Raw genomic sequence first — 12,985 nt, forward strand, 5'->3', positions numbered from 1 at the left:
TAGAAGCCTTACCATTCTCCCGGGGGCGGGGTGACCGCGATGGCAACCACCAACAGGCTCGCCGGTCGACTTGCGCAACAAGCCGATGGCATGGACGAGCGCTACAAAGGCGCCGCATTCCTCAAAAGATCGATCAACAAGGTATTTCCGACCCACTGGTCGTTCCTGCTCGGTGAAATAGCGCTGTACAGCTTCATCATCCTGCTGCTGTCCGGCGTCTATTTGACCTTGTATTTCGACCCGTCCATGCAGGACGTCACCTACAACGGGGCCTATCAGCCGCTGCGCGGGGTCACCATGTCACGCGCCTACCAGAGCGCGCTCGACATCTCCTTCGACGTCCGCGGCGGACTCTTCATCCGGCAGGTGCACCACTGGGCCGCACTGCTGTTCACCGCGGCCATGATCATCCACATGGGCCGGGTCTTCTTCACCGGCGCCTTCCGTAAGCCCCGCGAGGCCAACTGGGTGATCGGCGCACTGCTGTTCATCATGGCCATGTTCGAGGGTTTCTTCGGCTACTCGCTGCCCGACGACCTGCTCTCCGGCACCGGCCTGCGCGCCGCCTTCGCCGGAATCACCCTGGGCAGCCCGGTGATCGGCACCTGGCTGCACTGGCTCATGTTCGGCGGGGACTTCCCCGGCAGCATCATCATCCCGCGGCTCTACATCGCGCACGTGCTGCTGCTACCAGGAATCATGCTGGCGCTCATCGGAGTTCACATCGCGCTGGTCTGGTACCAGAAGCACACCCAGTATCCGGGCCCGGGCCGCACCGAGAAGAACGTCATCGGCACCCGCATCGTGCCGGTCTTCTCGCTGGACCAGGGCGCGTACTTCGCCTTCACCCTCGGCGTGCTGGCGCTCATGGGCGGGCTGCTGCAAATCAATCCGATCTGGAACCTGGGGCCCTACAACCCCTCTCAGGTCTCCGCCGGCACCCAGCCCGACTTCTACATGATGTGGACCGACGGCTTCCTGCGCCTGTTCCCGGCCTGGGAGGCCTATCCCTTCGGACACACCGTCCCGGGCGCGTTCTCGGTGGCGCTGTTCATGCCGCTCATCTTCACGCTGATCATCACCTACCCATGGATCGAGAAGCGGCTCACCGGCGATCGAGCCCGGCACAACCTGCTGCAGCGGCCGCGCGACGTGCCGGTGCGCACCGCCATTGGGGCCATGTCGCTGAGCTTCTACCTGATCCTCACCCTGGCCTGCGTCAACGACATCATCGCCTTCAAGTTCGACATCTCGCTCAATGCCACCACCTGGGCCTTCCGCATCGCGCTGCTGACCGTCCCCCCGCTGGCCTACACCATCGCCTACCGGCTGTGCGTGGGTCTGCAGCGCGGCGACCGCAGCGTACTCGAGCACGGCATCGAAACCGGTGTGGTGCGGCGGCTTCCGCACGGCGAGTACATCGAGGTGCACCAGCCGCTGGGGCCGGTGGACGAGCACGGCCATCCAATTCCCCTGGCGTATCAGGGTGCCCGCGTACCCCGGAAGATGAACGAACTCGGGATCGCCGGCCGCCCCGGCACCGGCGCGTTCTTCTGGGCCGATCCGCCCGAGGAGCGCGAGCTCAATGCCGCCAACGATCATGCGGCCGAGCACGCGCAGCTGACGGTGCTGCGCACCGCCCAGGACCGCGCCCGCTGAAACAGCCACTCAAAGCGAAGCCCCCGAGTCTCCGGGGCTCGGGGGCTTCAATTTCTTCCCGGTGGTGCAGCGGTCAGGCCCGCTTGAACTCGCCATCCGAGACGCCCGCCACGAAGGCATCCCATTCTCCGGGGGTGAAGGCCAGGATCGGCCCGCCACCGTGGTCCTTGCTGTCGCGGACCGCGACATTGCCGTCTCCGAGGAAAGCGACCTCCACGCAGTTGCCGTTGGGCCCGCTGTGTTTGCTCTTGCGCCACACGGCGCCGGTGAAATCCACCTTCACGGTACTAGCTCCTTTTCTGCGTCAAGCTTGGAATCTTGCTGGCATCGATCTTGGCGACCTCGAGATCCATCCATAATCACGAATCCCAGGTGTGCTGCGGGTCGCACGCAAACGCTCCGTGCAACCTGTTCTTGCACTTCGCGATGGGAATGCACCCCCGATGGCCGTTCCCGCGCTAAACCCTAGCAGGGTTCGTCATAGGGAGATCGCATTCTTTCGTTTTCAACCAGCAAATTTGCAGCAAGGTTAGCCAGCTAATTATTTGCACGGAAATAGCCCGAAATTGAGGCTTTTGGATTTCAGAAGTCCGAATTCCGTTGCCCGGCCATTCGCACACCCGCGGGCATACTCCGCGCGCGCCTCCGGCGGCGGCCATGGGGAATCATGGAGGGCATGCCCCAGCCGACCCAGGACGACACCGGACGGGACCGCGACGAGAACGGACGCGCCCGGAATGCCCGACCTCGTGACCGGTTCGGGCGACCTCTCCCGTTCGGCAGCGCCGGTGTCCCCCGCATACCCGATGATCTCGACCTACCGCCCCTCGAGACCCTCGACTACGCCCAGCGCCTGCTCGACGACGGCCTGGCCTTCAACGCACACGAGGTCCTCGAGGCCGCCTGGAAGAGCGGTCCGTTCGCCGAGAAATCGCTGTGGCAGGGCCTCGCGCAATTTGCCGTTGGACTCACCCACATTCAGCGCGGAAATCCGAAGGGGGCGCGCACCCTGCTCGAGCGCGCGACACAGCGCCTCGCCGCTTACGGACCCGCCCCCTACGACATCGACACACCCGGCCTGGAGGCCCGCGCACACGCCCTGCTCACCGCGCTCGACCAGGGAAAACCCATCTCCGACAACGATCTTCGGCCCCGGCTCACAATCCCACACTGAATTCGCAATCCCGCTGCCACAGCGCACCCGGTGTGTGCGCCCGCAAGAATGCGAAGGACCAGCTGCCTTGCGAAGGGTGCGAACTACCATCGACAATCGTGCCCACCGACCCCGCCACAGCAACAACCGGCCGTCGGGATCCCCGCCCCGGCCCCGGTCCGACCACGCGCGGCGTGGGCCGCTTCGCGCCCAGCCCGTCCGGCGACCTGCACCTGGGCAACCTCCGCACCGGACTGCTGGCCTGGCTGTTCGCTCGCTCCACCGGCCGCGGATTCCTCATGCGGGTGGAGGACCTGGATCGGGTGAAAAAGGGTGCGGCACAGCGACAGCTGGAGGATCTGGCGGCCATCGGGCTGGACTGGGATCCGCCGGTGGTGTGGCAGTCGCAGCGGCTACCGCTCTACGACGCCGCCATCGATCGCCTGACCGCCGTCGGCCACACCTATGAATGCTTCTGCACCCGCAAGGAGATCCAGCAGGCGGTCACCGCCCCGCACGGCCCGATGGGCGCCTACCCGGGGACCTGCCGCAACCTCACCGAGCACGAGAAGCAGCGCCGGCGCGACGCGGGCCGGACCGCCGCGCTGCGGCTGCGCGCCGAGGTCGGCGAATTCACCGTCATCGACCGCCTGCTCGGCGAATACCGCGGCGCGGTAGACGATCTCGTGCTGCGGCGCGGCGACGGCACCCCCGCCTACAACCTCGCGGTCGTGGTCGACGACGCCGAGCAGGGCATCGACCAGGTGGTGCGCGGCGACGACCTGCTGCCCTCCACTCCGCGGCAGGCGTATCTGGCGACCCTGCTCGGGCTGCCCGTGCCCGAATACGCCCATGTCCCCTTGGTACTCAACACCTCCGGGCAACGGCTCGCGAAACGCGACGGCGCGGTCACCCTGCGCGACCGGATGGCCCTAGGCGAATCCCCGCAACATGTGCTGGGACTGCTCGCGGCGTCATTGGGCTACTCGGGTGCAACTACGCCGTCCGCCTTGCTGACACAATTCGATCCGGAAAGCCTGCCACGCGAACCGTGGACACTCGACCCCGACGGGTTGTTGCAACCCAGTTCGTATCCGTAACGTACGCACTCGACCAGATCCCGAACGAATTCGACGAGGACGGCGAAACAATGACGAGCGGTGGGTACGACCCCAACCAGTATCCGCAGGGTGGCCAGCCGTACGGGCAGCCGCAACAGCCCCAGCAGCCATACGGTCAGCAGCACTACGGACAGCAGTCCGATCCCTACGGCCAGCAGCCGTACGGTCAGCAGCCGCAGCAGCCTTACGGCCAGCAGTCCGACCCCTACGGTCAGCAGCCGCAGCAGCCTTACGGCCAGCAGTCCGACCCCTACGGCCAGCAGCCGCAGCAGCCTTACGGCCAGCAGCCCGACCCGTACGGGCAGCAGCCGCAGTCGTTCGGCCAGTCCGACGCGTACGGCCAGCAGCAGCCCTACGGCCAGCAGCCGTACCAGCCCTACCCGGGCGGCGGCCAGCCCGGTTTCGGCGCCGGCGGTTTCGGTGGCGAGCAGCCGGGTAGCCTGTGGATCCGGTTCGCCGCCCGCGTCATCGACGGCCTGATCATCGGTATCCCGGGCGGCATCATCGCGGCGCTGCTGCCCAACAGCATCGCCTGGGCCTGGGACGTGCTGCTGCCGATCATCCTGTTCGGATATTTCATCCTGATGGAGACCCAGCAGGGCGGCCAGACGCTCGGCAAGAAGCTGCTGGGTCTGCGCGTGGTCGGCCCCGGCGGCGGCCCGCTCGACCCGGCCACCTCCGCCAAGCGCAACCTGTACGTGATCGTCCAGCTGATCCCGTGCCTGGGTTGGCTGATCGGTCTCGGTATGGCGATCTACATCGCCATCACCATCGAGCAGGACCCGAACAAGCAGGGCTGGCACGACAAGTTCGCGGGTGGCACCCAGGTGCTGAAGGGCTGAGCCCGGCTCCGCTGAGCGCGAAACGGGGACGCGTCCTTCCGGGATGCGTCCCCATTTTCATTGCTGCGCACAGCCTTCTTTCATTGCTGCGCACAGCCTTCTTTCATTGCTGCGCACAGCCTTCTTTCATTGCTGCGCACAGCCTTCTTTCATTGCTGCGCAAAGCCTTCTTTCATTGCTGCGCAAAGCCTTCCGTCAGGATGACCCCGTCGATCCCGCGATGATCAGGATCAGGAACAGCGCGAGGCCGACCACGATGCTGATGCCGCCCACCCAGACGCCGCCCAGCGCCAGCCCGCGGCCCTGCTGCTGTGTGTTCCGGAGCTGGTTCAGCGCCACGATGCCGAGCACCAGGCCGACGATCGAGACGACCGGCAGGAAGGCGCAGAAGAACATGGCCGGCACGCCGATGATCGACACCACCAGCGAGGCGATGGCCAGCGAATTGGTCTGCTGCACCGGCGGACCGTAGCCGTAGGGCTGATAGCCCGGATACCCGTAGGCCGGGGGCTGCTGCCCGGCGGCCGGATAGGACGGCGTCGGATTCGCCTGCGGCGGCGGATAATTCGGATACACCGGCTGCGGCGGCGGGGTCATCGGCGGGTTCTGGTACTGCGGAGCGGAGGTGTAGCCGGCCGGGGGCGGAGCCGGCTGCTGTGGCGCGGCGGGCGGAGTCTCGGGCGTCACGCCCTCACCGCCGTACTGCTTCCACCACTCGTCGGAATCGCCGGGACTCGTCATTCGCTCAGCCTAGGGCAACCCATCGGTCCCGTGCCCATAGATCGAGGCAGGGATACTTTTCGGCGTGAGTGAAATCGAAAAGGTCGACACCGACCGATCTGGGCACCCCACGCCCGAACACGCGGCATTCGCGGACGCGGCGGGGGGATACTTCACGCCGGTGGCGGTGGCCTTCACCGCTGTCCTGCTGATCTCGAACGTCTGTGTCGCCAAAGGCGTCCAATTCTTCACCGGACACCATGTGTCCTTCGGCCCCATCACCGTGCTGCCGCTCACCATGGACGGCGCATTCTTCCTCTTCCCGCTCGCCTACGTCATCGGCGACATCCTCAGCGAGGTCTACGGGTTCCGCGCCACCCGCCGCATCGTCTACTACGGGTTCGGCGCGCTGCTGCTGATGATCGCCTGCTTCCAGATCGTCATCAAGCTGCCCACCGGAGACCTGGATCAGAACGGTTCGGCGTTCGGGGACGTGCTCGGCCACACTCCGCAGCTGGCGTTCGCCGGCATCGCGGGCTATTTCGTGGGCCAGTTCCTCAACTCCGTCACCCTGGTGCTCATCAAGGAGCGCACCAAGGAGAAGCACCTGTGGGCGCGGCTGCTGGGCTCCACCGTGGCGGGCGAATTCGGAGACACCTTCGTGTTCTGCTCCATCGCCGCCACCGCCATCGGCATCCACACCTGGGGCGACTACGTCAACTACACCCTGGTGGGCTTCATCTGGAAGACCCTCGTCGAGATGATGGTGCTGCCGATCAGCTACCGCTGCATCGCCTTTCTGAAGCATCACGAGCCCTCGTACCGGCCGCGCGAACGGTCCGCCATCTACGAGTGAGTGTGAGCCCCGGGGCCACAGCCCGGAACACGCGGCGCGGTCGTAACGAATTCCCTTACAGCCCAGGGGCTTTGATGCGTCCGCGCCAGCGGCCGAGGAACTCGGCGTGGTAGTCGTCGAAATAGCCGCCGTCGATGCTCTCCCGCACCCGATCCACCAGCCGCACCGTGAAGCGCTCGTTGTGGATGGTGCACAGCGTGGACGCGAGCATCTCCTTCGCCTTGAACAGGTGATGGATGTAGGCGCGGGTGTAGTTGGCGCAGGCGTAGCAGTCGCAGGTCTCGTCGATGGGCGTGAAGTCCCGCTTGAACCGGGCCGTATTGATGTTGAAGCGGCCCTCGTCGGTGTACAGCGCCGCATTGCGGGCCACACGTGAGGGATTCACGCAGTCGAAGGTGTCCGCGCCGTTCTCCACCGCGGTGAAGATGTCCTCCGGCTCGCTGATGCCGAGCAGGTGCCGCGGCTTGCCCTCGGGTAGCTCGTCACAGCACCAGCCGACAATGGTGCCCAGATTGTGCTTCTCCAGCGCGCCACCGATGCCGTAGCCGTCGAATTCCGTTCCGGCCGCGCCGCGCAGGTCCTCCAGATCGCGACATGCCTTGCGGCGCAGGTCCTCATATTGCGCGCCCTGGACGACGCCGAACAGCGCCTGGTACGGCCGGTGCGAGCGGGCCGCGGTGAGCCGCTCGTGCTCGTCGAGGCAGCGCTTGGCCCACAAGCGCGTGCGCTCCAGCGATTCCTCCTGGTAGCGACGGGTGTTCATGAGCGTGGTGAGCTCGTCGAAGGCCATCATGATGTCCGCGCCCAGCTGATGCTGGATGCCCATGGACACCTCTGGAGTGAAGCGGTGCTTGGAGCCGTCCAGGTGCGAGCGGAAGGTGACGCCGTCGTCGTCGACGTGAGCCAGCCGCTCCTTGCCCTTGGCGATCACATCGTCGTTCTGCACGCCGACCGACTCCATGGCCAGCACCTTCTTGAAGCCGACACCCAGCGACATGACCTGAAAGCCGCCGGAGTCGGTGAAGGTCGGGCCGTGCCAGTTCATGAACTCGGCCACACCCCCGGCCTCGTCCACGATGTCGGGACCGGGCTGGAGGTACAGGTGATAGGCGTTCGCCAGCAGTGCCTGCGAACCGAGCTCCTTCATGGTCTCGGGCAGCACCGCCTTGACTGTGGCCTTGGTACCGACCGGGATGAAGGCCGGAGTCGCGATGTCACCGTGCGGAGTGCTGATCACACCGGTTCGGCCGTGCCGCCCTTCCAGGCGCGAACCGACCTTGAACGAGAACTCCGAAGCAGCAGACACCGAGCCATCTTCTCACTTCGTGAAAAGTGGCCTGGCCCGCACCGGAGGGTGCGGGCCAGGCCAGTTCGGGTCGATCAGGGCAGGGCCCGCCGGGTGTGGGCCGCGGCCGATGTGGATTGCCGAGGGCTCAGTTCGCGGCCGCTCCGACGGCATCCGGTTCCGGATCGTCCACATTGTTGCCCTCGCCGTCGGTGATGGCGGCGGCGAACTGCGCGTCGTAGAGCCGGTAGTACGCGCCCCGGGATCGCAGCAGCGTCTCGTGCGTTCCCTGCTCGACGATCTTGCCCTTCTCCATCACCACGATGGTGTCGGCATCGCGGATCGTCGAAAGGCGGTGCGCGATCACGAAACTCGTGCGATCCCGACGCAGCGCCGCCATGGCGTGCTGCACCAGCAGTTCGGTGCGGGTGTCGACCGAGCTGGTGGCCTCGTCCAGGATCAGGATGGACGGCTTGGCCAGGAAGGCGCGGGCAATGGTGATGAGCTGCTTCTCGCCGGCACTGACGCCGGAGCCCTCCTCGTCGATGACGGTGTCGTACCCGTGCGGCAGCGCGTGCACGAACCGGTCCACATAGGCGGCCCGGGCGGCCTCGAGGATCTCCTCCTCGGAGGCACTGGGATTGCCGTAGGCGATGTTCTCCCGGATGGTGCCGCCGAACAGCCACGTGTCCTGCAGCACCATGCCCATGCGCGACCGCAGGTGGTCGCGGGTGATGCGGGTGATGTCGACGTCGTCGATGGTGATGGCGCCGGAATCCACCTCGTAGAACCGCATGAGCAGATTGACCAGGGTGGTCTTGCCCGCGCCGGTCGGGCCGACGATGGCCACCACGTGCCCGGGCTCGGCCACCAGCGAGAGATCCTCGATGATCGGCGTCTCCGGCTCGTAGCGGAAGGACACGTCCTCGAACGCCACCCGGCCGCGATCCACCGGCCGCGAATCCTCCGGATCCGGATCCGCCGACTGCTCCTCGGCGTCGAGGATCTCGAAGATCCGTTCCGCCGAGGCCACCCCCGACTGCAGCAGGTTCATCATCGAGCCGATCTGGGTGAGCGGCTGGGTGAACCCGCGCGAGTACTGGATGAACGCCTGCACCTCACCCAGCGACAGATTGCCCGACGCCACCCGCAGGCCACCGACCACGGCGATCAGCACGTAGTTCAGGTTCCCGAGGAACATGATGGCGGGCATGATCAGGCCGGAGATGAACTGCGACTTGAACGAGGAGTTGTAGAGCTTGTCGTTGGTCTCGTCGAACTTCTCGCCGACCTCGCGCACCCGCCCGAAGGCACTGACCACCTCGTGCCCGGTGAACGCCTCCTCGACCTGAGCGTTGACCTCGCCGGTGAGCTTCCACTGATCCACGAAGTGCGGCTTGGAGCGCTTGGCGATCTGCGCGGTCACGATGACCGCCAGCGGCACCGTCAGCAGTGCGATCAGGGCCAGCAGCCACGAGATCCAGAACATCATGATCAGGATGCCGATCACCGACAGCACATTGATGATCAGCTGGGACATGGTCTGCTGCAGCGTCTGCGCGACATTGTCGACGTCATTGGTGACGCGGGAGAGCACATCGCCGCGCGGCATCGAGTCGAAGTAGCGCAGCGGCAGCCGGTGGATCTTCTCCTCGATCTGCGCGCGCAACCGCTTCACGGTCCGGTTGATCACGATGATCAGCAGTTGGGCTTCGAGCCAGCCGAACACCGAGGCGCCGATGTAGAGCGCCAGCACCCAGGCCAGCACATGCCCGACCGCGGTGAAATCGATTCCCGTGCCGGGAATCACGTTCATGCTGGCCAGCATGTCCGCGAAGGTGTTGTTGCCGTTCGCGCGCAGCCCCTCGACCAGCTGGTCCTTGCTCTGCCCGGCGGGCAGCTGCTTGCCGACCACACCGTCGAAGATGAGGTTGGTGGCCTTGCCGAGAATCTGCGGGCCCAGGGTGTTGAGCACCACCGAACCGACGGCCAGCAGGAAGACCACGACCAGATAGAACCGGTCGGGGGCGAGCAGGCGCAGCAGGCGCTTCAGCGACGGGCCGAAGGACTTCGCCTTGGCATCCGGCGCACCGGGATTGACGGCTCCGGGCCTCATCGCACCTCCAGCAGTGCCATGCGGGAGATCCCGCACCCCGTCGGCGCAATGAGCGCTTCGCGATTATGTCTCATCGCACCTCCAGCAGTGCCATGCGGGAGATCCCGCACCCCGTCGGCGCAATGAGCGCTTCGCGATTATGTCTCATCGCACCTCCTCCGCGCTGAACTGCGACTCCACGATCTCGCGGTATTCGGGACAGTCCCGCAGCAATTGCTCGTGGGTGCCGATGCCGGCCATCGCGCCGTCCTCCAGCACCACGATCTGATCGGCATCGCGGATCGTCGAGATCCGTTGCGCCACAATGATGACCGACGCGTCCGAGGTCTCCGGCCGCAGCGCCTCGCGCACCCGCATATCGGTGGCGACGTCGAGGGCGGAGAAGCAGTCGTCGAACAGGTAGATGCGCGGCTTGCGCACCAGCGCGCGAGCAATGGCCAACCGCTGGCGCTGACCACCGGAGACGGTCGTACCTCCCTGTGCCACAGGCGTTTCCAGGCCCTGCGGCATCTCGCGCACGAAGTCGGCGGCCTGCGCGATCTCGAGCGCGTGCCAGAGCTCCTCATCGGTGGCGTCCGGTTTGCCGTAGCGCAGGTTGGAGGCCACGGTGCCGGAGAACAGGTACGCCTTCTGCGGCACCAGGCCGATCTCGGAGCGCAATGTCTCCAGGGGCAGGTGCCGGACGTCGGTGCCGCCCACGTGGACCGCGCCGTCGGTGACATCGATCAGCCGCGGGATCAGGTTGATCAGCGTGGTCTTTCCCGCACCGGTCGCGCCCACGATGGCGGTGGTGGTGCCCGGCCGGGTCTCGAAGCGGATGGCCCGCAGCACCGGCTTCTCGGCGCCCGGGAACTTGAACTCCGCGAAGGCCAGATCCACCGTGCCCGGATCACCCTTGAACGGCTGCGACAGCCGCGGCTCCGACACCGAGGACTCGGTGTCCAGCACCCCGCCGATGCGCTCGGCCGAGACGGCGGCGCGCGGGGCCATCATGGCCAGGAAGGACGCCATCATGACGGCCATCAGGATCTGCATGATGTAGGCCAGCATCGCGGTGAGCGAGCCGATCTGCATCTCCCCGTTGTCGATCGCGTGTCCGCCGAACCAGATGACGCCGACCGTGGTGACGTTCGAGATGAGCATGACGGCCGGGAACATGAGGGCCATGTACTTGCCGACATAGAGCGACTGCTCGGTCAGCTCGGTATTGGCGACCCCGAAACGCCAGGTCTCCTGCCGCTCCCGCACGAAGGCCCGCACCACGCGAATGCCCGTGATCTGTTCGCGCAGTACGCGGTTCACCGCATCGATGCGCTCCTGCATGCGCCGGAAGCCCGGCACCATGCGGCTGATGATGAAGGCCATCGACAGGCCCAGCGCCGGCACCGCGATCAGCAGCAGCCACGACAGCTGCAAGCTCTCCCGCAACGCCATGAAGATGCCGCCGATGCACATGATCGGCGCCATCACCAGGATGGTGGCACTCATCAGCACGAGCAGCTGCACCTGGCCGACGTCATTGGTATTGCGGGTGATCAGCGACGGCGCGCCGAACACGCCGACCTCCCGCGCTGAGAAGGTGCCGACGCGGTGCAGCAGCGCCGCGCGCATATCGCGGCCCGCGCCCATGGCCGCTTGCGCGCCCAGATACACCGAGATGGCCTGCGCGACGATCTGGATGCCGGTCACCAGCAGCATCCACCCGCCGGTGGACCAGATATAGCCGATATCGCCCTTGGTGACGCCGTTGTCGATGATGTCGGCGTTCAGCGTGGGCAGGTACAGCATGGCGATGACCGAGATCAGCTGGAGCACGACGACCCCCGCCAACTGCTTGCGGTAGGGCCAGAGGAAGGTGCGTAGAAGTCGGATCAACATGATGGTGGCAGGCTACCGCCATCCTCCGGAGCTCGCCGCGACGTTTTCCGGCACCGTCGGACAACGGCGCGGATCGGCCGCTCTCGGCACGTTCGCTCAGATGTCGGGCTGATCCAGATCTCGCCACTCGCCCGCCGCGGGCGCACCCGACGATCCCCCATCGGACGCCGATCCTGCCGCGACCGGTCCGCTCGCGGGGCGGGGACGGCGGGTCCAGGCATCAGGATCGTGCAGCAGCTCGTCCAGGAAGGACGGCAGTAGATCGTGGGCGATATCGGCGACGGTGACCCGCTCCAGCACCGAGCGGATATTCACCCGCAGCCCGATCCACACCCGCTGCAGCGGTTCGGCCGCACCCGGGTAGCTGACGTCCTCCGGCCGCTGCCCGCGCACCGAGGCCAGCGGACCCTCCACCGCGCGAATCACATCCGCGATGCTGATCTCGGCGGCCGGGCGGGCCAGGCGATAACCGCCGTCGGGACCGCGGCGGCTGACGACCAGTTCGCCCTTGCGCAGATCCGCCACCACCGATTCCAGCACCTTGGGCGGAATGGCCTGGGCGGCCACAATGGCGTCGGCCTTCACCGAATCCCGTTGCGCCTTCGCGATTTCCACAAGGGTGCGCACCGCGTAATCGACCTTCGCGGTGATGTGCACGAGAACTCCTGAAACAGATCGGTGGTGAGGGAGAACCCTATCGCGCCGGATTCAGCACGCCGAGTGCGGCATTCAACAATGTCGTCTCGACGTGATCGGCATCGGCGTCGGGCACGATCTCCTGGGACATCATCGCGGTGCTGAGCACCTGCATGGCCGCGGCGGCGCGCAGCAGGGTGTCATTGTCGGCATCGGGCCCGGCCATCCAGCGGCACATACGGTGATGCAATTCGATCATGTCGGGATAGCGGTTGCCGAGGGCGTTCACGATCGCGACGGTGTCGCGCATGCAGAGCACGCCCACCTGACGGTTGGCCAGTGTCGACCGCAGGCGCCGGCGGATGACCTCGCGCACGTTCTCGGGGGTGTGCGGAATGTCATCGAGACTCTCGACCTGATCACGCACTTCCTCGAACATCGGCTCGATGATCGCGACCAGAAGATCGACCTTCGAAGCATAGTGATAGTAGAGCGAGGCTTTTGTGATTCCCACCGCATCGGCGACCTCGCGCAGGCTGCTGTGATCGAACCCTTTGGTCGAAAACAACTGCAGAGCAGCATCCCGGATTGCATTCTTGGTGCTTCTACCTGCGACAACTGTTCCGGAACCGACCTGGCCACCCATGTTCTCATCCTCTCACCCGCGCTCGGTGTGCGATCAACGCCACCTAGAGTCGAGGTTGTTCCTCCGCTTATTT

The 12,985-nt window shown here is 66.0% G+C and carries 11 protein-coding genes and 1 pseudogene; 5 read left to right on the forward strand and 7 right to left on the reverse strand.

Features of this window, described 5'->3' with window-relative positions; all coding sequences use genetic code 11:
• The first annotated feature begins 39 nt into the window (after positions 1 to 39).
• Positions 40 to 1,659, forward strand: coding sequence for a cytochrome bc complex cytochrome b subunit (locus tag ABZ909_RS19045; protein WP_357001121.1), 1,620 nt, complete (start codon positions 40 to 42; stop codon positions 1,657 to 1,659).
• Between the two features lie 73 nt (positions 1,660 to 1,732).
• On the opposite strand, the gene ABZ909_RS19050 is transcribed toward ABZ909_RS19045, so the two are convergent.
• Complete coding sequence (locus tag ABZ909_RS19050; protein ID WP_354838731.1) at positions 1,733 to 1,942, reverse strand: DUF397 domain-containing protein; 210 nt, start codon at positions 1,940 to 1,942, stop codon at positions 1,733 to 1,735.
• A gap of 393 nt (positions 1,943 to 2,335) precedes the next feature.
• On the opposite strand from ABZ909_RS19050, the gene ABZ909_RS19055 reads away from it, so the two are divergent.
• From ABZ909_RS19055 to ABZ909_RS19065, 3 genes are all read left to right on the forward strand, one after another.
• The gene (locus ABZ909_RS19055) at positions 2,336 to 2,833 is read left to right on the forward strand and encodes a DUF309 domain-containing protein (RefSeq protein WP_357001123.1); all 498 of its coding nucleotides are present in this window, start codon (positions 2,336 to 2,338) and stop codon (positions 2,831 to 2,833) included.
• A gap of 173 nt (positions 2,834 to 3,006) precedes the next feature.
• On the forward strand, positions 3,007 to 3,912 hold the full coding sequence (gene gluQRS / locus ABZ909_RS19060) for a tRNA glutamyl-Q(34) synthetase GluQRS (protein ID WP_357001206.1): 906 nt from the start codon (positions 3,007 to 3,009) through the stop codon (positions 3,910 to 3,912).
• A gap of 50 nt (positions 3,913 to 3,962) precedes the next feature.
• Positions 3,963 to 4,775 (forward strand): RDD family protein, encoded by an 813-nt coding sequence (locus tag ABZ909_RS19065; RefSeq protein WP_357001125.1) that lies wholly within the window; start codon positions 3,963 to 3,965, stop codon positions 4,773 to 4,775.
• Between the two features lie 195 nt (positions 4,776 to 4,970).
• Here ABZ909_RS19065 and ABZ909_RS19070 read toward each other — a convergent pair whose 3' ends face one another.
• Entirely contained in the window at positions 4,971 to 5,516 is a 546-nt protein-coding gene (locus tag ABZ909_RS19070; RefSeq protein ID WP_357001127.1) for a DUF4190 domain-containing protein, read from the reverse strand.
• A 160-nt stretch (positions 5,517 to 5,676) separates the two neighbouring features.
• Here ABZ909_RS19070 and ABZ909_RS19075 point away from each other — a divergent pair, with 160 nt between their 5' ends.
• Complete coding sequence (locus ABZ909_RS19075; RefSeq protein WP_357001209.1) at positions 5,677 to 6,351, forward strand: queuosine precursor transporter; 675 nt, start codon at positions 5,677 to 5,679, stop codon at positions 6,349 to 6,351.
• Between the two features lie 55 nt (positions 6,352 to 6,406).
• Here the strand turns inward: ABZ909_RS19075 and tgt are convergent, their stop codons facing one another.
• The 5 genes and pseudogenes from tgt to ABZ909_RS19100 form a co-directional block, all read right to left on the reverse strand.
• Positions 6,407 to 7,657, reverse strand: a complete 1,251-nt coding sequence (gene tgt, locus ABZ909_RS19080; protein WP_357001129.1) for a tRNA guanosine(34) transglycosylase Tgt — start codon at positions 7,655 to 7,657, stop codon at positions 6,407 to 6,409.
• A 127-nt stretch (positions 7,658 to 7,784) separates the two neighbouring features.
• Positions 7,785 to 9,752 (reverse strand): ABC transporter ATP-binding protein, encoded by a 1,968-nt coding sequence (locus ABZ909_RS19085; protein ID WP_357001132.1) that lies wholly within the window; start codon positions 9,750 to 9,752, stop codon positions 7,785 to 7,787.
• Between the two features lie 144 nt (positions 9,753 to 9,896).
• On the reverse strand, positions 9,897 to 11,630 hold the full coding sequence (locus tag ABZ909_RS19090) for an ABC transporter ATP-binding protein (protein WP_357001134.1): 1,734 nt from the start codon (positions 11,628 to 11,630) through the stop codon (positions 9,897 to 9,899).
• A gap of 189 nt (positions 11,631 to 11,819) precedes the next feature.
• Positions 11,820 to 12,287, reverse strand: a pseudogene (locus ABZ909_RS19095) (Rrf2 family transcriptional regulator); the annotation flags it as partial.
• 37 nt (positions 12,288 to 12,324) lie between these two features.
• Positions 12,325 to 12,912, reverse strand: coding sequence for a TetR/AcrR family transcriptional regulator (locus ABZ909_RS19100; protein ID WP_357001137.1), 588 nt, complete (start codon positions 12,910 to 12,912; stop codon positions 12,325 to 12,327).
• Positions 12,913 to 12,985 lie beyond the last annotated feature (73 nt).

The organism is Nocardia sp. NPDC046763, assembly GCF_040645495.1.
GTDB lineage: Bacteria > Actinomycetota > Actinomycetes > Mycobacteriales > Mycobacteriaceae > Nocardia.

Bases quoted from the DNA above. Each gene is read 5' to 3' on its own strand.
- ABZ909_RS19100 (WP_357001137.1), bottom strand. From the start codon at position 12,912: ATGGGTGGCCAGGTCGGTTCCGGAACAGTTGTCGCAGGTAGAAGCACC.
- ABZ909_RS19070 (WP_357001127.1), bottom strand. From the start codon at position 5,516: ATGACGAGTCCCGGCGATTCCGACGAGTGGTGGAAGCAGTACGGCGGT.
- ABZ909_RS19045 (WP_357001121.1), top strand. From the start codon at position 40: ATGGCAACCACCAACAGGCTCGCCGGTCGACTTGCGCAACAAGCCGAT.
- ABZ909_RS19055 (WP_357001123.1), top strand. From the start codon at position 2,336: ATGCCCCAGCCGACCCAGGACGACACCGGACGGGACCGCGACGAGAAC.
- ABZ909_RS19065 (WP_357001125.1), top strand. From the start codon at position 3,963: ATGACGAGCGGTGGGTACGACCCCAACCAGTATCCGCAGGGTGGCCAG.
- ABZ909_RS19085 (WP_357001132.1), bottom strand. From the start codon at position 9,752: ATGAGGCCCGGAGCCGTCAATCCCGGTGCGCCGGATGCCAAGGCGAAG.
- ABZ909_RS19090 (WP_357001134.1), bottom strand. From the start codon at position 11,630: ATGTTGATCCGACTTCTACGCACCTTCCTCTGGCCCTACCGCAAGCAG.